Genomic DNA, 20,033 nt, shown 5'->3' with positions numbered 1-20,033 from the left:
AAGTATATTTAAGTATATGAAACTGCAAGGGAGAAGAGAAAGTACAAATGTGGAAGATCGCCGCGGAAAGTCCGGCGGACGTAAGGCTTCGTTAGGAATCGGAGGAATGATTGTTGTCGGGCTGTTGATGTGGATAATGGGCGGTAATCCGTTCGATGTTTTGCAGCAAGTCGGTGGAATGGGACTTTCGGACGGAGCCGAAACGGAATATGTACCAACCGAAGAAGAGCAACGACTGTTTACCTTCTCAAAAATTATCTTTGCCAGCACCGAAGATGTCTGGACCGACCTCTTTGCGCAACGCGGGCTGACGTATAAAAGTCCGAAACTCGTTATTTTTCATTCGAAGACGACATCCGGATGCGGGAATGCGTCATCGGCGACAGGGCCGTTTTACTGCTCGGCCGATCAGACGGTTTATATCGACTTATCGTTTTTCAGTCAGATGGAAACTCAGCTCAAAGCAGGGGGTGATTTTGCGTATGCTTACGTGATTGCTCACGAAGTAGGGCATCACGTGCAGTATCTGCTTGGTAAGCTCGATCAGGTACACCGCCAACAAAGCCGGATGAATCAGGTGGAGAGGAATCGACTGAACGTACGGCTCGAATTACAGGCCGATTTCTATGCCGGCGTTTGGGCGAATCATGAAAATAAACGTTTTCAATCCATTGAAGATAAAGACATCGCTGACGGACTGAATGCCGCGTCTCAAATCGGTGACGACCGTCTGCAAATGGAAGCGCAGGGATACACTGTGCCCGATGCCTTTAATCATGGTACGTCCGCGCAACGCATGCGCTGGTTGAAGAAAGGAATTCAAACAGGCAATCCGGACGATGGCGATACGTTTTCCCCGAATTATCCGGATCTGTAAAGAACCCTTTTTTCAAACAGATACCTAAGATGAAACACGAACTTTGCTGCATCGGCCATATCACCCTTGATAAGGTCGTTACTCCCGGAAACACGGTCTATATGCCCGGAGGAACGTCTTTCTACGTCTCGCACGCACTCAAACGCTTCGACGATCTCGACTATGCGCTGGTTACCGCTGTCGGGGCATCGGAACGAGGTGTTACGGACGAACTGACGGCGCTGGGCATCCGTACAACCGTTCTGCCGAGCCCATATTCCGTGTATTTTGAAAATATTTACGGTGACAATCCGGACGATCGTACGCAGCGTGTGCTGGCTAAGGCGGCTCCGTTTACCGTAGAACCGTTGCATGAGGTAGATGCCGGGATTTTTCATCTCGGAGCATTGCTGGCGGACGATTTTCCGCTCGATACACTCCGATATTTGGCCGGAAAGGGCCTGATTTCGGTCGATTCGCAAGGATATCTGCGTGAAGTGCGCGATACGCATGTGTACGCTGTCGATTGGACGAACAAACACGAAGCATTTCGATCGATTCACTTCCTCAAAGCCAACGAGCAGGAGATGGAGGTGCTGACGGGCTACAAAGACGCTTCTCGGGCTGCAAAAAAACTCTGTGAATGGGGGATAAAAGAAGTACTGCTTACATTCGGGAGCATGGGCTCGCTTATTTACGACGGACAAACGTTTTATCGCATACCGGCCTATATTCCTCGCCAAGTGGTCGATCCTACCGGATGTGGCGACACCTATATGGCCGGGTATCTTTACCGACGCGCTAAGGGAGCGACCATCGACGAGGCGGGAAACTTCGCAGCCGCTCTCTCGACCTTAAAAATCGAACGTTCCGGACCGGTAGACGCAAGCACGGATGACGTGAAGCGAGTGATGCGTGAAAATGCGACCTGCATGCCGAATATCGACGGAGGCATTCATCCCGGTAACTAAAGCGAACGGGAAAGGATGGTTTTTCGCAGTAAAAAGATCGGATTGGGAAAACAGGTTATCCTGCTTAATGAACGAAAAAAGACACCGATCTTTTGAAAAAAGGAATCGGTGTCTTTAAATCGTTTTGTCGGGATGACTGGATTCGAACCAGCGACCACTCGCCCCCCAGACGAGTACTCTAACCGGACTGAGCTACATCCCGCAATCTGGTTTTGCGGCGCAAAGGTATAAAATTAATTGAGAACGGACAATGCCCGACCGATATTTTTCTCGTCAAGTTAAAAATATACCGTACTTTTGCAGGCATAAAACAGAAGAAAAGACAAAAGAGATGGAACGAATCTTAGTGACCGGGGGTGCCGGGTTTATCGGTTCGCATTTGTGCGAGCGACTGGTAAGAGAAGGTAACGATGTGATTTGCCTCGACAATTATTTTACGGGAAACAAGAACAATATCCGTCATCTGCTGGGCAACGACCGCTTCGAGGCTGTGCGGCACGATGTGACTACGCCCTATTACGCCGAGGTAGACAAAGTATATAACCTCGCCTGTCCCGCATCGCCCGTGTATTACCAGTATAATCCGATCAAGACGCTGAAAACTTCGATATACGGCGCGCTGAACATGCTCGGACTGGCCAAACGCGTGGGGGCGAAGATCCTTCATGCCTCGACGAGCGAAGTATATGGCGACCCGACGGTGCATCCTCAGGTCGAATCGTACTGGGGCAACGTCAACCCGATCGGTATTCGCTCATGCTACGACGAAGGGAAGCGCGCGGCCGAAACACTCTGCATGGATTATCGTCGGCAGCACGGGATACGCGTCAAAATCATCCGTATTTTTAACACGTATGGCCCGCGAATGGATAAAAACGACGGTCGCGTGGTGTCGAACTTCATCGTGCAGGCCCTGACGGGAAAAGACATCACCATTTACGGAAGCGGAACGCAAACACGCAGCTTTCAATATATCGATGACCTCGTAGAGGGGATGTTGCGCATGATGAATACGAGCGACGACTTCAACGGACCTGTCAATTTGGGTAACCCGGGCGAGTTTTCGATGCTCGAACTGGCGCATGAAGTGATTCGTCTCACCGGATCGAAGTCGAAAATTGTCTTCGAGCCCTTACCGCAGGACGATCCGAAGCAGCGAAAGCCCGATATTTCGCTCGCGTTTGAGAAATTAGACGGTTGGCTGCCCACCGTCAAGCTCGAAGAAGGATTAAAGAAGACAATCGCCTACTTCGACGAGTTGTTGAGGAACGAAAAATAGATTCGTCACTGATTTTTCTGTTCTTCGCGGCATCGGAACGGCGATCCCGCGAAGAAAAACGGCTGCGCGTGCCGTTAGAAGAATACTTCGGGGGACTGTTTCGATACGCAACTTGTCGAAACATTCCCCCAAAGTTTTGTAAATCGTGTTAATGGGGCGGCCTTTCGTGTCCGTGACCGAACATACCGGGCATGCGCATGTCTGAAGCCTTTCCGCCGCCTTTGAAAATGCTGAAGCGGTAGATGAAATACAGCATGCCATAGCTGTTCAGGGTGTTGTATTCCGTATAACGGATGGCGCTGGCCGTTGCGCTGTAAGAAATGTTACTTCGTTGTTGCAGGATGTCGTAAACTTTGAGTCGAAGTATGCCCGCGTTGTTCTTCAGGAACGTTTTGGAGATAGAAGCGTTCCAAAGCCATTCTTTCTGTTCGTATCCGGCGGAATATCCCGCGTTAGCTGAGTAATTGATATCGCTTTCGATCTGAAAGTTGTACGGAAGGTAGAGCGTTGTGGAGGCTCCGCCGCCGTAGTTGAACGTATGCAGGTCGTTTTGTCCCTGAAGGGTGTTGCGCGTGCGATTATAGCGGAAATTCCCGTTGAGACTGAAATCGAAGAGGTTGGAACGGTAGTTGAGGCCGACATGGTCGGACAGTGTCAGGGCTTTGCTCGTATTCTTCTCACCGTCGATGTATCCGCCGGCGTTGGCATAGCGTGCGAACGTCATTCCGAAGACGGAAAACTTATTGTTTTTGAGTGGCAGGTTGACGATGGCGCGAAGACTGGCATTAAAATTTCCATCCACATTCTCGTAAGTCGTAGTGCGTTTGCCGGTACGTTGTTCGGTGGTTGTCTTATTGACAATATCGTTGACGATATAGTTCCCGTCGGCCATCAACATGTAAGCCGTTTGAGTCTCGGGGATGAATTTGCCGAAGCGAACGCGGAGATTGTTTGTGTATGTCGGACTCAGATTCGGATTTCCGATGACGGTATTAAGCGGATCGGAGACGTCGGCCACGGGTTGCAGTTGCATCATCTCGGGTTGTCCGGTGCGTCCGTCGTAATCGATGCGCAGGTCGGTACGTTTATCGAAGCGGTAGCGCAATTGCGCGGTGGGAGAATAATTAATCACATTGCGCGACATGGAATAGAGCGTACGATCGCCTACGAAGGTTTCGGTACGGGTGTACGACGGATCGACGTTGAACCCGATCGTGACGTTATATTTTTCTCTTACGGCTTTGAAGGCGAAGCTGACACGCTGCTCGACGGCATTATTGCGGGTGCTTTTGCTGTAGGCCGTGTCGAGCTGGGTATAGTTTCCGCTGCCGTCGTCGACGTATGCGTCTTTAAGCAATTCGCGTTTGTTTTGCCCGATTCGGTACGTAGCCTGTATGAAATTGTTGTGTCCGATGGGTTCTACCCACGAGACGAAGGCGCGATAGTTGTATCCGTTGTTGTCATACCGTACGCGCTGGTCGATAACACCGGTCGAGTCGGGGAAAAGCAGATATCGGGTGGCGGAATGGTTTTCTCCGTTTCCGTATGAGTTGCTGATGCCGCCGGAAAGCGATCCGCTGAGGGTGCGTCCTTTGCTGTTGAGCTTGCGACTGAATTCGAGTCGTGCCGAAGCGTCGTAGCCTTCGCCGTCGGAAAGGGAATGGGAGCGCGAAGTGTTGACCGAGTCGCGCCGGCCGCTTAGCGTATGGGAGTCTTCGTGCCCTTCATTATACGTTTTATAATAGGAGAGCTCGGGTTGGAAGATGAATTGGGTCAAAGAGTCCGGCTTCCATTCCATGCGGAGGTTAACGCCAAGATTATCGTTGCGTGTACGGGCGGAACTTTGGCTGTAGTCGTATGATGAGCTGTCGCCCGGCAAGATATTCTGCCGGTTGCTTTTCGAAAGGGCGTCGTTGTCGGAATGAGCATATCGCACATTACCTCCTATCGTGAAACGCGGGTTAAATTCTTTGCTGAAGTTCGTCCCGATGTTGCCCGACGAGGTGATTCCGTTGCCCGCTCCGAAGCCCCGGAAGCGTGGCCCTCCGCCACCCATACCGCTGAACATGGCGGCGGCAAAATCGGTAAATCCCATGTTATTCGTATTGTTCAATCCGCCCATGAGGGAGAACTGATCGTTTTCGACGAAGCGATTAATCATCATGTTACCATCGTAACGCTGCCGGGTGCCGTAGCCGCCGATGATATTGCCGAACCATCCCTGTTTCATGCCGGGTTTAACGGTGAGGTTGATGACGGCTTCCTCGTCGCCGTCGTCGAAACCGGTCATCTGTGCCATGTTGCTGCGTCGTTCGTAAGTTTGTACCTTATCGACCATCTTGGCAGGCAGGTTTTTGGTGGCGACTTTCGGGTCGTCCGAGAAAAATTCTTTTCCGTCGACAAGCACTTTCTTGATCTCTTTTCCGTTGATCGTAACCTTTCCTTCCGCACTGATTTCGACACCGGGCATTTTCTTGAGCAGGTCTTCCAGCATCGAGCCTTCGGCTACTTTATACGAATCGGCGTTGTATTCGATCGTATCGTTTTTGACCTGAACTTCAATGGCCTTGGCCGTGACGACGGCTTCGCCGAGCATGACGCTTTCGTCGCGCATCGTAATCGTACCGACGTCGATCGGATTCGTTCGATTCGTTACTTTGAGCAGTTGATAGACGGGTTCATAGCCCACGAAAGTGACATGAAGGATATAATTCCCCTCTTTAACGCTTCTGAGCATGAATGCTCCGTTACGGCTGCTCACCGTACCGTTTACCATCGAACTGTCTTTCATGTTGAGCAGTCGTACAGTCGCCTGTTCGATGGCCTCTTTGCTCTGCTCTTCGATAATTGTGCCTTTCACGTCGACCTGAGCGGCGGTGGAGATGGAAAAAAGAAGAAAGGCGAGCAGAAAAAAATGTTTGCCTCGTTGTGTCATAAAATTCTTTTCTTGGTTTGTCGTTTTAATATGAGAGATAGACGAAGCCCCTTCCGGATAGTTTAACCTCCATATTCTTTTTTAGATTTTTTGTGGAAAGAATATGGATAGGCGGTATGAAATGGCAGGATGTCAAATATTCTTTTCGTTATAAGCGGGATAGCAATTCGCTCAAACCGGTTCTGTTTCGATTGTAGAGGCATGATAATCGCAATCGCAAAGATTTTTTTTGACAATAAAAGTAAAATAATTGCGTTTCAATGAATAAATAAATCCATGCGGGTTTGAAAAACTTTTCATTTTATTTCTATGAATATGAAATTAAAGAAAATAATCGCGTTATTCCTCTTAATTTGTCCGTTTTACGGATGCAATAACCGCCATAACCGGAACGCTTCCGAGATGGAAATCATCCCAATCGATCCCATGGAAGCAGATGAGTTTATTCCATTATCGGAAATCGCCGACTCAATCAAATGCATCCAATTACAAATCGACTTGGGAGACGTAATGGGGCGAATAAGGGAGATTATCATCAAAAAAAAGCATATTTATGCCGTAGATATCAGCAGCCAAGCAATATTTGTTTTCGATAAGGAAGGCCGACTGGTAGCTAAACTGAATAAAAAAGGACAGGGTCCAGGCGAATATTTACGTATAGGGCCTGTTTTTATCGACGAGGATGAATCGTATATCGAATTTGTGAATTATACGGGCGGGAAACAATCCATTTTACGATATAAGAATCTGTCTTTCGATTTTATGGGTGTCACATCGTCTTATCCGGATATCAGCGCGAATGCCGTGAAGAGACATAATGGTTTATTCTATTTCGCAACTCAACAAATAGATAACAAGATAAACGGTGAAGATACCAATGGCGACTTGATTGTTTGCGATAATGAAGATAATTTCAAAGTTTTGTTTGATAAAAAGATCGAAACGGAGCATCATTACTTCTCTATGACGAGTGAATGTTTCTCAAGAAACAACAAGGGAGAACTTTTCTTCTCGCCCATGTACGGAAATACATTTTATCAGCTAAAGAACTGGGATGCCGTTCCCCTGTTCCAAATCGATTTCGGGACATATCATATAAATGAGTCCGTAGGACTGCAATCGACGAAAGAACAGATGGAATATATCCAAAATATGAATCGTATGGCGGCTTTTCCGGTATTGAACATTTATGATGACAGGATTTTTTCGTTCTCATACTATTTCAAACAAAGCGAAACGCAACGATGGCTTAAAGAAAATGATTTTCGCCAATACATAAAATTCGGGAAAAGCAAGAAAATCTATCACGCGAAGAGAATAAAAAACGATCTTTCTGCCTTTCCCGATCGGCTTTATATCAGTTCTTATTTTTTCGGATGCGTACACGAGGTTTTGCATGAAGATTATTTAGTCGATGTTATCGTTCCTGATCTTTACTTTCATGATACGGATGAAAAAGTGTACGTTGATGGGTTAGGGGAGGTCTCGGCCGAAAGCGACCCGATCATTGTCATGATGAAACTCAAAGAAAACTTGTAGAAGATGACTTTTTCGATGATGAAGATGTCGTTTTTCATTATGAACTGACAATATTTCATGCAAAAGGTATCATAATTGACTGTGAAGGCATCATATTTGATGGTAAACGGAGCATTTTTTATCATCAACATACCATATTCGATTAAAGAGGCATCATAATTAAGTTTGAACGGATCATAATTCATTTTGAAGGTCTCATAATTGACTTTGAACTGACAATAATTCATGCGAGACTGACAGTAATTCACTTTGAACTGACAATAATTCATATCGAAGGCATCTTAATTCGTTCTGAAGACACAATAATCAATTATGAAGGCGCAATAAACCGTTTTGAAGATGCAAAAATCGATTCTGAAGACAGCATAATTCGTTCCGTAGACAGCTTAATCCATTGTGAAGATATCATAATTCGTTTTAAAGATGACGGATTGAATAGATAATACTTCGTTTTTAAGTGTAAATGCATCGTTTCTCGTTGTCTTCGGATCATTTTTGACTTACGATATGACTAAAACCGTTTCGCAGACTTCAAAATGGCAAAAAAGAGACAGTTTGCTATTTCAGAAAAAGTTGCGATTAAAGATTCAGGCGTGCGGAATTTTATCAAAGAAGCATAAATCAATTGTTGTATAATACTTTAAGCTTTGCCAAGACACTTCTCTTTATAACGACACGAAATAATTTTATACCGAAGCTTGTTTTTTAACATATAAACCCTTGACTTTCGAATTTAAATTATTATTTTTGGCAAAAAAAGTATCACATTTATCAGAGGAGGTTGTTATGAATAAAAATCATGAAAATTATTTGACCATGGCGAATGCGACCATGGAAGTGATGAGCAGACGTAATGCGGAATGGAGCCATATTCCGCGTATCGTTAATGTGATGTCGGACATTAAAGGGACGACCGATAAAGCGAATGAAGCGTATCGAGGCGCGTTGATCGTAACGACGGGTGCTACGCAAAATAAAGCGGATATCGTGCAGGAAGCCGTAGCCTCGGTGGTTAAACTTTGCAAGCCCGTATCGGTATACGCGATCGACAAGAACGATATTAAGCTTCACGATGAGTTAAGCGTAAGTAAAGCGTCGCTGCTTCAACTACGCGACATGTCACTTGTTCAGCGTTTGACGCATTTGATTCAGTTAGTAGAGCCGTATTTGAGTCATTTGAACGATTATGGCGTGAAGGAGGAAGATGTGAAGGCAGCGAAAGCATTAGTCGAACAATTGTCGGGTATTATTACGCAGCCTCGCGAGTTGACGGCGGAGCGGAAATCGAAAAACGAACTGTTCGGCGAACTGATAGGGGAACTGCGCAAGCAATTTTATCTGTTAGACAGTCTGATGAAGCTGTTCGATCCGTCCGAACTTTATACCGAGTATCGGAATGCGCGCATCATCGTGAATCTGGGACGACGCAAACAGAAGGAAGAAGAGCCGGAAGAAGAGGAAGAGGAAACCGGAAAGTGAAGCCCTGTGAGCGTTTAAATGTTGATTCGTTGAGTTGTTGATTTGTTGAATTGTTGGATAAAAACAATTACGAATGACAAATTAAGAATTACGCTCGTTGTATATCCGAACGAAAAAGACGCAAAAAACGCAAATTAAAGTAGTAAAGCAGTCAGGGGAGTCAAAATAGTAAAGAATGAAAGTTGCTTTATTTAATTGCTGACGTCTGAAAACTGAATGCTAGCAAATTAATTCAGGCTTACAGCCCTCAAAAAACAAGGGTGGGGATTAATACCCCACCCTTTCGGGATGGGGCTGAAATAGAACGGGCTTTCAGCCCTTGTAAACTCCACGAGAGTGTTTTTTGCTTTATTTGTTTGGTTGTTTGTCGGATATAAATCGAACGCGAATGACGCAAACGACGCGAATAAACGCAAATGAAAACTTATGAAACTTGTGAAAGTCTTATGGGACTTGTAGTTTATCCGACGGCAGGCGATTGAAAGTCAACCGCTGATTGTGGAAATAACATGTTATTAATCATAAAATTTACCGTTTATGTCTGTTCAAATAAAAAATTTATGTTTTTCTTTGTTGCTGTTTAGCAATAGCGAATTCGGACAATCCGAAACATTTATAGCATAAACAATATCTTTCTTTCAAACAGAAAGAATATGATCAATCAAGATAAATTAAAGATATACATCAGATAAATTTGAAACTATATAAATTAGATAATTATGTTTGGAGTAAGACACATTAAATTCGACTCGATGACCTATATCTTTCATTATAAAAATGGGAACATCAAAAGAGAAGGCCGGGGACTTTCATTTTTCTATTTCTCACCCAACAGTTCTATTGTCGCTATTCCCATAGGAAGTAACGATCTCCCTTTTATTTTTCAGGAATCGACAAACGATTATCAGACGGTTCATATACAAGGTCAAATCAGTTATAAAATTACAAATCCTAAAATACTCGCAGATGTGTTGGATTTCACCGTCGACGATAACAGGCAGTACAAAAAGAATGACATGGAAAAGCTAAATCAGAGAATTATAAATGAAGCTCAAACGGCGACCTCGTCATACATTCACGAAATCAAATTGAAAGATGCTATTCGTTCCGCTAAAACAATTGAGGCTAAAATTTTGGACGGCTTGAAATCTTCTCAAACAGTGGGGATGCTTGGAATTGAAATTCTCGGCACGAATATTTTAGCCATTCAAGCGACACCTGAAATGACAAGAGCATTAGAAACCGAAACGAGAGAAAAACTTCAACAAGAGGCCGATCAAGCGATTTACGAACGTAGAAATTTTGCAGTAGAGCAAGAAAGAAAAATCAAAGAATCGGAATTAAACACAGAAATTGCTGTTGAGGAAAAACAAAAACAGATCGCAGAGAAGAAGATGGAGTCTGAAGTTCAAAAGGCAGAGAATGAACGGAAACTCAGAGAAATGAAATTAGCTGCCGATATTGCTGTAGAGAACCAAAGAAAACAGTTTATCGAACAGAAAACGGAAAATGACAAGAAAGAAGCGGAGACACAAGGTTATGTGATTGAAACGACTTTGAGACCCTACAAAGAAATAGATTGGAAAATTCTTACTGCACTTAACAACAATTCCGATCCGAAGTTTAATATATCGCTTGCTTTCAGACAACTTGCGGAAAATGCCGATAAAATAGGAAATCTAAATATTAGTCCAGATCTTTTGGATTCAATCCTTACCAAATAAACATAGTGGAAAGAGATGAGATATGAATATGCCATTATTGTAAAAAACAAAACGAGACTTGAGTCTTTGATTGAACGTTTTAATACGAAGGCGCAAGCTAAATTTTATATTGAGCGACTGGGAGGAAATTTTGAAGATTACGAAATCGAACATGAGACCTTCCATAATGCATTAATATCTCTGCAAACACAGCTATCGAAGCAGATAAAAAATAAAATGGTTGAGAGAACGTATCTACCATCATTTATTTTTTCGGAGAAGAATTTGATTGTTGTAATCGGACAAGATGGACTCGTTGCAAACACAGCCAAATATTCAAACAATTGTCCGATAATCGCTGTAAACCCCGACAAAGAAAGATATGATGGAGTTTTACTTCCATTCGATATATCCAATTTCGCACAAGGTGTTGAGCATGTAATTACAGATCGTTATAAAGCAAAGATCGTCCGGTTCGCAGAAGCAAGATTAAACGATGGGCAAAGACTCTTAGCATTTAATGATCTGTTTGTCGGGGTATCTTCTCATGTCTCCGCTCGATATAAGATAACGTTCAATAGCAAAACCGAAGAACATTCGTCCAGTGGACTGATTATTTCTACTCCGGCAGGTTCGACCGGTTGGTTAAGCTCTATTTTCAATATGGCATACGGAGTAACAAGCCTATTTGAGAAGAATTTGAAACCTAAAAGGCCTAAATTGAAAGACGATGAATTGCTTTTTGCCGTTAGAGAGCCGTTTAAAAGCATCAGAACCCAGATAGGGATAACGGCAGGAGTAATTAAAAATCAAAAAAACTTAACCATAGAATCGCTTATGCCGACGAACGGTGTAATATTTAGTGATGGTATTGAAGCAGACTTTTTAAAATTCAATAGTGGAGCTGTCGCGGTGATTGGAATCGCACCCGAGACAGCAAAACTCGTGCTGAAATGAAAGGATTCTATGTTCGATTTGCCAATTATCGGGGAGTAAACAGAAAATTAAATACAACATCTGATTTATCATTTATAACCCATGTCATTAATACAGAGGAATGGAGTCTCGATTCCGATTACAAGAAGATAAATATCCGTTCGAAATATCCCGGCTTATCATTGGATGATTGTTTTCGGTTCTATCATAGCGATTTAAATAAGAGGTAATATTAGATGCGGAACAATTACAGATGAATGTCCAATAGCTATTTCGTGAATTAATAACGATGATCGAGATATGAAAGATTGAGCATCATCAAAAGAAAGGTTGAAAAATCCATTCCCGTTTTCTTCCTTTTATGCGATTTGTGGACTATCTTTGCCCTCAATTCATTAAGAGAAAAATGAAAACGACGAATAAACTATATCTATCGCTACTTCTGTTGCCGTGTATCGTAACCCTTTCGGCACAAAACAGCTACCAAAAGGCAACCGAGATACAGAAAAAAGAGATTACGGACAACATCAGACGCGTCGCGCGCGAAATAAAGACGCTCAAAGCGGATTTTACGCAGGTCAAAGAGCTCTCTTTTATGAAAGATCAGGTCACATCGGAAGGTAAAATGCTTTATAAGCCTGACGATAAGATCCGTTGGGAATATACGCGGCCTTATGCTTACGTCTTTGCCATGGATGGGAATAATGTGCGTATGACATCGGGCGGAAAAACGAACAAAATCCCGGTGAAAGGGAGCAAACTCTTTACCGAAATCAGCCGGGTGATGATAGGAGGCGTCAGCGGAGCCGGGCTAATCGATTCGCCGGACTTTACGACGCAGTTTATGGTCGGTAAAAGCGACTGTAAAATCATGCTGACGCCGCGAAAGAAAGAAGTGAAAGACTTATTCTCGTCGATACAGCTCTACGTAGACCGTTCGGACAGCCGTATCCGTCGTGTGGAACTGATCGAGAAAAGCGGCGACAAGACAATCATCACACTAAAAAACATACAACTCAACACGCCTGTCGATGATTCGGTATTTGCTCATTAGTCTGTCGCTTCTGCTGGCCGGATGCGCTACCGTGCCGGCGCTACGACGTCCGGTCGATGCCCAACCTTCCGACGCTCTCGTCTGGACGCCTGCGCGACGTTCGGAAACGGAACGAAACACGTACCGGGTCGTGCTGCGGACACGGAAAAACGAACTGTCGGGCCTTTGTATCCTCCGGAAGAACGGCGATACATGGCGCGGCACGCTGATGAACGAATTCGGCTTTAAAGCGTTCGATTTTCAGACAACAAACAGCCGGTGCGAATTGCAGGATGTGCAGTCGATGCTCGATAAATGGTATATCCGTCGCACCATCGCGTCGGATCTGCATTTCCTGATCGAGTGCGATCATCCGCAAGCGCCCTTTGCCGGCAAAATCGTACGGTACGAACAAAATAACATGCTTGTGGTGAGCCATGGGAAAAAAGAATTGACCGTTTTACCGGACGGCACGCTGCGGCTCGTCAACCGACGGCATCATCTGACGTATGAACTGCGGAAATTAACGGAAACGAAGACGGATAATACGATACAATATGCTGAATAATACATTTTACACCATCCGTAAGCGTACCGATACGGAAGGAGGCGTCGACTACCGTGTGTCGCTCAACGCCTCGCACGTCATTTACGAAGCTCACTTCCCCGGCAATCCCGTTACGCCCGGCGTATGCATCATCCAGATGATCAAAGAACTCGTCGAAGCATACCGCGACACGACGTTTCTTCTCCGAACGATAAAGAATGTCAAATTCATGAAAGTCATCGACCCGCGAATCGTCGGCGAGCTCACCTTCGCGCTCAACGTAACGACGCAGGACGACGGGATGACCGTCGTTTCGGGCATCGTCGGCGAAGGCGACACCATTTTCTCAAAAATAAACCTGATATTCGAAGAGGTAAAATGATGCCGGACTGCGATACGGACATACGACCGGGAACGGAAGCATTATCCGTCTGCATAATCATCCCGACATACAACAACGCCAAGACGTTGCGCGAAGTATTGGAGGATGCGTTGCAACAAATCCTTCCGGTGATTGTCGTAAACGACGGTTCGACCGACGAAACGGCCGCTGTTCTGAAAGATTTCGCCGGTCGCGTCGAAATAATTTCGTATCAACCGAACAGAGGCAAGGGGCACGCGCTCAAAAACGGATTCGACCGCGCCGAAAAACTCGGCTATTCCTGTGCCATCACGATGGACTCGGACGGACAGCACGTCGCGACCGACATCGCGCGTTTTACGGATGCCCTGAATCGCTATCCCGACGCGCTGATCATCGGCCAACGCATCGTCGAGGGAAATATGCCTCCCAAAAACTCGTTCGCCAACAAGTTCTCGAACTTCTGGTTCGCCGTACAGACTGCCCGACGCCTGCGCGATACGCAAAACGGCTTCCGTCTCTATCCGCTGCGTGCCATGAAGGGGATGCGACCCTTCTCGTCGCGCTACGAGGCCGAGCTGGAACTGCTTGTACGCTGCCGATGGAAAGGCATACGCATCGTTTCCGTGCCCACACGCGTCTATTACGCGCCCGAAGAGGAGCGGGTGACGCATTTCCGGCCGGGAAGGGATTTTCTGCGCATCAGCATCCTTAATACCCTCCTCGTGATCGCCGCGATTGTCTACGGATACCCTTCCATGCTCTATCATTACCTCTTTAAACGCAGTCCGAAACCATGACAAGGTTCTTTCTTTCCGTCTACGATTATTTTTCATCGCGCAAAAGTTTACTTTTTACTCTTCTGCTCGTGCTGATCGCGGTCTTTCTGGGACTGGCTTCGCAGGTGCGTTTTACGGAAGACATCTCGCGGTTTCTGCCCGCGGATAAAACGAACGAACGTATCAACCGAGCCTACCGTTATGTCACCTCTTCAAACAAAATCACGATTTACTGCGCCGCGACGGATTCGACCGACCGCGAACAGCAGATGCGAGCCGTCGATGCGTTCGTCGAACGGCTGCAAACGGCCACCGACACCACCCAAGTGAAGCATATCCTCTACAAAATAGACCCGGCCGAGATGATGTCCGTCGCCCTGTTCGTCGTAGAGAACATGCCTTATTACCTTGACGACGATGATTATCGCCGGATGGATACGCTCGTAACACGCGAGGCATTGGCGCGGCAATTAGAGATTGATCGAAACATCCTGACCTCGTCGGCCGGCATGATGGTGCGTCAGCATCTCCTCGTAGACCCTCTCCAACTGACCGCGAACCTCATGCGTAAGCTCCGTGACTTTCAGGCCGGCGGACGATTCGATCTGTATCAGGATTATATCTTCTCGGACGATAGCCAAGCGCTGATCGTCGTAGACTGCGCGATCCCCGCCAGTGAAACATCGGCCAACAAGTATTTCCTCAAAACGCTGAATGCTTGCATGAGGGAGACGGAGAAAGCCTTCGACGGCATCTCGTTTCACAGTTTCGGCGCCGCAGAGATCGCCTTGACCAATGCCGGACAAATTCAGCGCGATACGCTCCTTTCAAGCCTCTTCGCCGTAGTAATCGTGCTCGCGCTCCTGATCTTTACTTTTCGCGACGGGCTGAAAATCGGGCTGATCTTCGCATCCGTCACCTTCGGCGGGCTGTTTGCTCTCGGACTGATGCACCTTATCCGAGGCGAAGTCTCCATTATCGCCGTCGGCATCAGCTCCATCATGTTCGGTATAGCCATCAATTATCCGCTGCATTTCATCGGTCATCATGGAAGTGTACCCGACTCGCGGTTCGTGATCAAAGACATTATCCAACCGCTCACGATCGGTAACATCACGACCGTAGGCGCTTTCATGAGTCTTATATTCATCGGCTCGGATGCCATGTGCGATCTCGGCTGGTTCGCGTCCCTGCTGCTTGTCGGTACAATCCTGTTCGTGTTGCTGTTTTTGCCTCATCTGTTATCTCATCGCGGTCGGAAGCCGGCATCTTCGCATGCGCCTTTCGGACAATTCGTTGACCGCCCCTTTGAAAAGAATCGCTGGCTTGTCGCGACGATCATCGTCGTTACTGTTTTGCTTGCCTTTTCGGGCGATGAATCGCACTTCGAAGCCGATATGCGAAAAATCAACTACATGACCGATACGCAGCAGCAGGAATACGAGCGGATGAGAGGTTTACTCAACGACCATCATCATGTGCTTTATTACGTGACCGAAGGAGATACTCCCGAGGCTGCACTGACGGTAAACGAAGAGAGCTTGGCCGGATTACAGGAGCTGCTGACCGCAGGAGAGATATCGAAAATCGGTGGCATCGGCCATTTTTTACCTTCGCCCGTGCGACAAACCGCACAGGTGAAGCGTTGGAACGATTTCTGGGAGCGACATCGCGACAGCGTCCGGACCTATCTCGCCGAAGAGGGAGAAAAACTCGGTTTTCGTGCCGACGCATTCCATCTCTTCGAGGAAATAATCGGTCGCACGTGGGAAAAAACGGCATTGTCGCACTTCGATCCGATCAAAGAAACGTTGGCGCGAAACTACGTTCTCGAAAATGACGGTAAAACGATGATCGTAAACCTACTTTACCTCGATGCGGACAAAGCGCGGTCGGTCGAAGAAAAACTGAACGGACAGAAAAACGCGTCGTTGTCCATCGCTTTCGATGCCGGCTCGATCACTCGCCGTATGATCGCCTCGCTTTCTGATAATTTTAACTATGTTCTCTATATCTGCGGACTGATTGTCTTCGTCTTTCTCCTCTTTTCGCTGGGACGCCTCGAACTGACGCTTATCGCCTTCACGCCATTGGCGCTGAGCTGGGTGTGGATTCTCGGACTGATGGGTTTATTCGATATCAAATTTAATATTGTCAATATCATTTTGGCTACATTCATTTTCGGGCAAGGAGATGACTATACGATTTTCATGACGGAAGGACTGATGTATGAATATACGTACCGGCGCAAAACGTTATCGTCGTACAAGAACAGTATTGCCCTTTCGGCTGCGATTATGTTCGTCGGGATGGGGATGCTGATCTTTGCCAAACACCCGGCATTGCGTTCACTGGGCGAAGTAACCGTAGTCGGGATGCTCTCGGTCGTAGTGATGGCATACGTTTTTCCGCCGTTCCTGTTCGGGCTCCTGACGATGCGAAAAGGACGCAAGCGTCTGATGCCCGTAACGCTGAAGAACCTGCTCAGTACGGCATACGCCTTCCTCGTTTTTCTTGTCGCCAGTCCTTTTATCACGCTGGCGGGGTGGGGAATGGCAACCTTCGGACGCACGACGGAAAAGAAGAAGATGGCGTACCATCGGTTGCTGCATCGCATCGCCCGTTTTGTGATTTATCGCATTCCGCAAGTGAAAACAACGTTTAGCAACTTGTCCGGCGAAACGTTCGAGCGTCCGGGAGTGATTATCTGTAACCACCAATCACACCTTGATCTGATGTGTATCATGATGCTCACGCCCAAACTCATTATTCTGACGAACGATTGGGTGTGGAATTCGCCGTTTTACGGACGATTGATCCGATATGCCGACTTTTATCCCGTCTCGAACGGTATCGAGCAGATGATCGACCGTTTGCGCGACGCCGTCGACCGCGGTTATTCCATCGTGATCTTCCCCGAAGGCACACGATCGGCCGATTGCTCTATCCTCCGCTTTCATCGCGGAGCATTCTACCTCGCCGAGCAGTTGCAAATAGATATCATTCCGGTGATGATTCACGGCGTGGGGCATGTATTGCCCAAGCAGGAGTTTATGCTTCGCAAAGGAGAGATACGGATTCAGGTCATGCCCCGCATAACCCCCGACGATGTCCGGTTCAGCCCTAACTACTCCCAGCGAGCGAAAGAAGTACGCCAATTTTACCGACGCGAATATGAGGCAGTCTGCCGTAAATACGAAACACCGGATTATTACGCCGATCTGGTGAAGCATAACTATATCTATAAAGGCCCCGCGGTAGAGCGTGAGGTGTGTGCCAACCTGCGAAAACACCATAATTACGTCGCAGAGATCGCCGCCCTGCCCGACGAAGGTGAAGTGACGATCGAAAATACGGGCTACGGAGAATTTGCTCTCTTACTGGCTTTAGTAAAAAAGAAACTTCAAATCATTGCCGTAGAACCTGATGACGATAAACGCGAATTGGCTGAAAATTGCGCTTCCGTCCCTCCGAATTTGCGGTATGTTGCTCGAATTTCTTAATATGAGAAGGGATAAAAGGTCACAAAAGGACGCATAAATCTGTGTCGTTGTCACTTTTTTCGTTTGTACCACCTCCATATTAGGTTGGCCGATCTGGAAAAAGATGGTATTTTATCGTCTCTTCTACGTTTTTATTCCGTTGTCAAAGATAGAGTTGTGGATACAGGTTGAATCGTTCAATGTGTAAAAATGATTTTGTCTGTAGGGAATTACAGAAAAACAACTATCTTTGCACGACTTTTAGAAAATCCAAACCACTTGGAGAGATGGCAGAGTGGTCGATTGCGGCGGTCTTGAAAACCGTTGAACTGCGAGGTTCCGGGGGTTCGAATCCCTCTCTCTCCGCTGGAAGACTTAGACAAAAAAGGTCAAAAGCAAGACAAGTCCTACAAATCATTGATTTGTGGGACTTTTTTCATGTAGCAAGGGTTCCGCTTAAAGTCACTGATAAGCCAAAAAAGGACATGATTCCGTAACCAATTCGTAACCTACTCCTCAAAAAGCAAAATAGGTTACGAATTGTCTGAATTTGGCCGTGTTGTGTCTGGAATAGGCAGCCCTTATATATCTCATAATTTGATTATTGAAACTAATTTTGAAATTAAATTTTGAGTTATGAGGAAAAGTACATTCAACATCCTTTTCTATGGCAAAAGGAGTGCTGTTAAAGCAAATGGGAAAATGCCCATTATGGGACGAATTACAGTCAATGGACAAGCTGTACAGTTCGGAGCAAAAGTAGAGGTCACCCCCGAGATTTGGGATACCAAAGCGGGCAAGGCTGTCGGAAGAACACAAGAAGTAATAGAACTTAATGCCATCCTTGATAGCATTAAGGCTACTATGACAAAAATCTATCGAGAACTTCGGGAGCGTGAAAGTTCCGTTACACCGGATCGTATTAAAAACATTTTCTTTGGAGTTGAACTCAAGCAACAAATGCTTCTGGAAATGTTCAAGAAACATAATGAAGATGTAGCCAAGCTTGTTGGTATAAGCAAATCCAAGGCTACTTACCAGAAATATGAGGTGACAAGAAAACATCTTAGCAACTTCGTCAAAGAGAAATACCATTTGAATGACATTGCCCTCAAAGAAATCAATCATCTTTTCCTGATGGATTTCGAGGTCTATTTATTGACTTCTTGCGGATGTAATCCGAATACTACCGCCAAATTCATGCAGTTTTTTAAACGCATAATCATTATAGCCAAAAACAACGGATGGATTAACGCAGATCCTTTCGCAAACTATAAGATACGCTTGAAAAAGGTGGATAGAGGTTACCTCTCTCAGGAAGAGGTTACCGCCATAGCAATGAAAAAATTCTCTACCAAGCGCTTGGAGCAGGTACGTGATATCTTCATTTTCTCTTGTTTCTGCGGTTTAGCATATATTGACGTGAAAAATTTAAGAAAAGAGAATATCCGCACTTCATTTGATGGCAACTTATGGATAATCGGGAAGAGAGAAAAAACAGATGTGTCGTTTTCTATCCCGTTACTTGATATACCCAGAAAAATATTGGAGAAGTATGAGGGCAGATTGCCCGACAACAGGATATTGCCGGTTTTGAGCAATCAGAAAATGAATGCCTATCTAAAAGAAATAGGAACTCTATGTGGTATCAACAAAGATTTGACATTTCACATGGCAAGATATCGGAAATTGCATAAAAATCAAATAATCAATAGATTAAAATGATTGTCGATAAAGATAGGTAACGATAAGGAAACCAGTGATCTTCTATACTCTACCTTATTTTGCCATTTCAAAGAACCACTTTGTTTGTTGCAAAGATAAGGGTATATCGTGAGAAAAAAGAATTTTCTCCGAGTTATTCTCGTAAAGCCGTCCGTTGGGGCGGCTTTCTGTTTTCCGTGTATTCTCCTCTTCCTATGATAAAATGAGTCCTTAAAGACTGTGTTTTTTGTTTTTATCCTACTTCTCTCCCTGCACATCCTCCACTTATGCCCGTATATCATGTCGGGCTCGGTTGTTCGTTGTCAGTGACAAAGGTAGTTTCGGGCTTCTACGGACAAAAAAGATCGGGGAGACAAGCCATTTAGACGACAATCTCCACACTTCCATTTCATTGCAGGTAGTATTCTC

14 protein-coding genes and 2 tRNA genes are annotated in these 20,033 nt (G+C 45.7%); 14 read left to right on the top strand and 2 right to left on the bottom strand.

The features are described 5' to 3' along the window. Positions 1–16 precede the first annotated feature (16 nt). Both ypfJ and ACTTKA_RS07575 read left to right on the top strand, forming a co-directional pair. Complete coding sequence (gene ypfJ, locus ACTTKA_RS07580) at positions 17–877, top strand: KPN_02809 family neutral zinc metallopeptidase (protein ID WP_442724561.1); 861 nt, start codon at positions 17–19, stop codon at positions 875–877. A gap of 29 nt (positions 878–906) precedes the next feature. Continuing rightward, a complete protein-coding gene (locus ACTTKA_RS07575) occupies positions 907–1,827 on the top strand; it encodes a carbohydrate kinase family protein (protein ID WP_442724560.1) in 921 nt (306 codons plus the stop codon). A 127-nt stretch (positions 1,828–1,954) separates the two neighbouring features. Here ACTTKA_RS07575 and ACTTKA_RS07570 read toward each other — a convergent pair. Continuing rightward, a tRNA-Pro gene (locus ACTTKA_RS07570) sits at positions 1,955–2,029 on the bottom strand. Positions 2,030–2,158: 129 nt separating this feature from the next. Here ACTTKA_RS07570 and ACTTKA_RS07565 point away from each other — a divergent pair. Further along, a complete protein-coding gene (locus tag ACTTKA_RS07565; protein WP_442724559.1) occupies positions 2,159–3,106 on the top strand; it encodes a UDP-glucuronic acid decarboxylase family protein in 948 nt (315 codons plus the stop codon). Between the two features lie 148 nt (positions 3,107–3,254). On the opposite strand, the gene ACTTKA_RS07560 is transcribed toward ACTTKA_RS07565, so the two are convergent. Continuing rightward, complete coding sequence (locus tag ACTTKA_RS07560) at positions 3,255–6,041, bottom strand: outer membrane beta-barrel protein (RefSeq protein WP_442724558.1); 2,787 nt, start codon at positions 6,039–6,041, stop codon at positions 3,255–3,257. Positions 6,042–6,350: 309 nt separating this feature from the next. Between ACTTKA_RS07560 and ACTTKA_RS07555 the strand changes: the two genes are divergently transcribed. The 11 genes from ACTTKA_RS07555 to ACTTKA_RS07505 all read left to right on the top strand — a co-directional run bounded on the left by ACTTKA_RS07555 (position 6,351) and on the right by ACTTKA_RS07505 (position 19,625). Beyond that, the gene (locus tag ACTTKA_RS07555) at positions 6,351–7,580 is read left to right on the top strand and encodes a 6-bladed beta-propeller (protein WP_442724557.1); all 1,230 of its coding nucleotides are present in this window, start codon (positions 6,351–6,353) and stop codon (positions 7,578–7,580) included. Between the two features lie 786 nt (positions 7,581–8,366). Continuing rightward, positions 8,367–9,059, top strand: coding sequence for a hypothetical protein (locus ACTTKA_RS07550; RefSeq protein WP_442714555.1), 693 nt, complete (start codon positions 8,367–8,369; stop codon positions 9,057–9,059). 752 nt (positions 9,060–9,811) lie between these two features. Continuing rightward, positions 9,812–10,783, top strand: a complete 972-nt coding sequence (locus tag ACTTKA_RS07545) for an SPFH domain-containing protein (RefSeq protein ID WP_221620571.1) — start codon at positions 9,812–9,814, stop codon at positions 10,781–10,783. Between the two features lie 15 nt (positions 10,784–10,798). Further along, positions 10,799–11,719, top strand: a complete 921-nt coding sequence (locus ACTTKA_RS07540; RefSeq protein ID WP_124751137.1) for an NAD(+)/NADH kinase — start codon at positions 10,799–10,801, stop codon at positions 11,717–11,719. A gap of 385 nt (positions 11,720–12,104) precedes the next feature. Continuing rightward, positions 12,105–12,752 (top strand): LolA family protein, encoded by a 648-nt coding sequence (locus ACTTKA_RS07535; RefSeq protein ID WP_060828146.1) that lies wholly within the window; start codon positions 12,105–12,107, stop codon positions 12,750–12,752. Next, positions 12,730–13,299 (top strand): hypothetical protein, encoded by a 570-nt coding sequence (locus ACTTKA_RS07530; protein ID WP_442724556.1) that lies wholly within the window; start codon positions 12,730–12,732, stop codon positions 13,297–13,299. Before ACTTKA_RS07535 ends, ACTTKA_RS07530 begins: the two co-directional genes overlap by 23 nt. Then, positions 13,289–13,660: a hypothetical protein gene (locus tag ACTTKA_RS07525; protein WP_074452079.1), complete on the top strand. Its 372-nt coding sequence runs from the start codon at positions 13,289–13,291 to the stop codon at positions 13,658–13,660. Before ACTTKA_RS07530 ends, ACTTKA_RS07525 begins: the two co-directional genes overlap by 11 nt. Then, positions 13,657–14,439: a glycosyltransferase family 2 protein gene (locus ACTTKA_RS07520; protein WP_442724555.1), complete on the top strand. Its 783-nt coding sequence runs from the start codon at positions 13,657–13,659 to the stop codon at positions 14,437–14,439. Before ACTTKA_RS07525 ends, ACTTKA_RS07520 begins: the two co-directional genes overlap by 4 nt. Beyond that, a complete protein-coding gene (locus ACTTKA_RS07515) occupies positions 14,436–17,921 on the top strand; it encodes a 1-acyl-sn-glycerol-3-phosphate acyltransferase (protein WP_442724554.1) in 3,486 nt (1,161 codons plus the stop codon). The genes ACTTKA_RS07520 and ACTTKA_RS07515 overlap by 4 nt, the downstream gene beginning before the upstream one ends. A gap of 260 nt (positions 17,922–18,181) precedes the next feature. Further along, positions 18,182–18,266, top strand: a tRNA-Ser gene (locus ACTTKA_RS07510). A gap of 270 nt (positions 18,267–18,536) precedes the next feature. Beyond that, complete coding sequence (locus ACTTKA_RS07505; protein ID WP_442724553.1) at positions 18,537–19,625, top strand: site-specific integrase; 1,089 nt, start codon at positions 18,537–18,539, stop codon at positions 19,623–19,625. The last annotated feature ends 408 nt before the right edge of the window (positions 19,626–20,033 follow it).

It is taken from the genome of Tannerella sp., from assembly GCF_052170195.1.
Taxonomy (GTDB): domain Bacteria; phylum Bacteroidota; class Bacteroidia; order Bacteroidales; family Tannerellaceae; genus Tannerella.
This window is presented reverse-complemented; position numbering and strand designations above follow the sequence as displayed.

Excerpts from the sequence above, each read along its gene's own strand:
- ypfJ (WP_442724561.1), top strand. The coding sequence starts at position 17 with ATGAAACTGCAAGGGAGAAGAGAAAGTACAAATGTGGAAGATCGCCGC.
- ACTTKA_RS07575 (WP_442724560.1), top strand. The coding sequence starts at position 907 with ATGAAACACGAACTTTGCTGCATCGGCCATATCACCCTTGATAAGGTC.
- ACTTKA_RS07565 (WP_442724559.1), top strand. The coding sequence starts at position 2,159 with ATGGAACGAATCTTAGTGACCGGGGGTGCCGGGTTTATCGGTTCGCAT.
- ACTTKA_RS07560 (WP_442724558.1), bottom strand. The coding sequence starts at position 6,041 with ATGACACAACGAGGCAAACATTTTTTTCTGCTCGCCTTTCTTCTTTTT.
- ACTTKA_RS07555 (WP_442724557.1), top strand. The coding sequence starts at position 6,351 with ATGAATATGAAATTAAAGAAAATAATCGCGTTATTCCTCTTAATTTGT.
- ACTTKA_RS07550 (WP_442714555.1), top strand. The coding sequence starts at position 8,367 with ATGAATAAAAATCATGAAAATTATTTGACCATGGCGAATGCGACCATG.
- ACTTKA_RS07545 (WP_221620571.1), top strand. The coding sequence starts at position 9,812 with ATGACCTATATCTTTCATTATAAAAATGGGAACATCAAAAGAGAAGGC.
- ACTTKA_RS07540 (WP_124751137.1), top strand. The coding sequence starts at position 10,799 with ATGAGATATGAATATGCCATTATTGTAAAAAACAAAACGAGACTTGAG.
- ACTTKA_RS07535 (WP_060828146.1), top strand. The coding sequence starts at position 12,105 with ATGAAAACGACGAATAAACTATATCTATCGCTACTTCTGTTGCCGTGT.
- ACTTKA_RS07530 (WP_442724556.1), top strand. The coding sequence starts at position 12,730 with ATGATTCGGTATTTGCTCATTAGTCTGTCGCTTCTGCTGGCCGGATGC.
- ACTTKA_RS07525 (WP_074452079.1), top strand. The coding sequence starts at position 13,289 with ATGCTGAATAATACATTTTACACCATCCGTAAGCGTACCGATACGGAA.
- ACTTKA_RS07520 (WP_442724555.1), top strand. The coding sequence starts at position 13,657 with ATGATGCCGGACTGCGATACGGACATACGACCGGGAACGGAAGCATTA.
- ACTTKA_RS07515 (WP_442724554.1), top strand. The coding sequence starts at position 14,436 with ATGACAAGGTTCTTTCTTTCCGTCTACGATTATTTTTCATCGCGCAAA.
- ACTTKA_RS07505 (WP_442724553.1), top strand. The coding sequence starts at position 18,537 with ATGAGGAAAAGTACATTCAACATCCTTTTCTATGGCAAAAGGAGTGCT.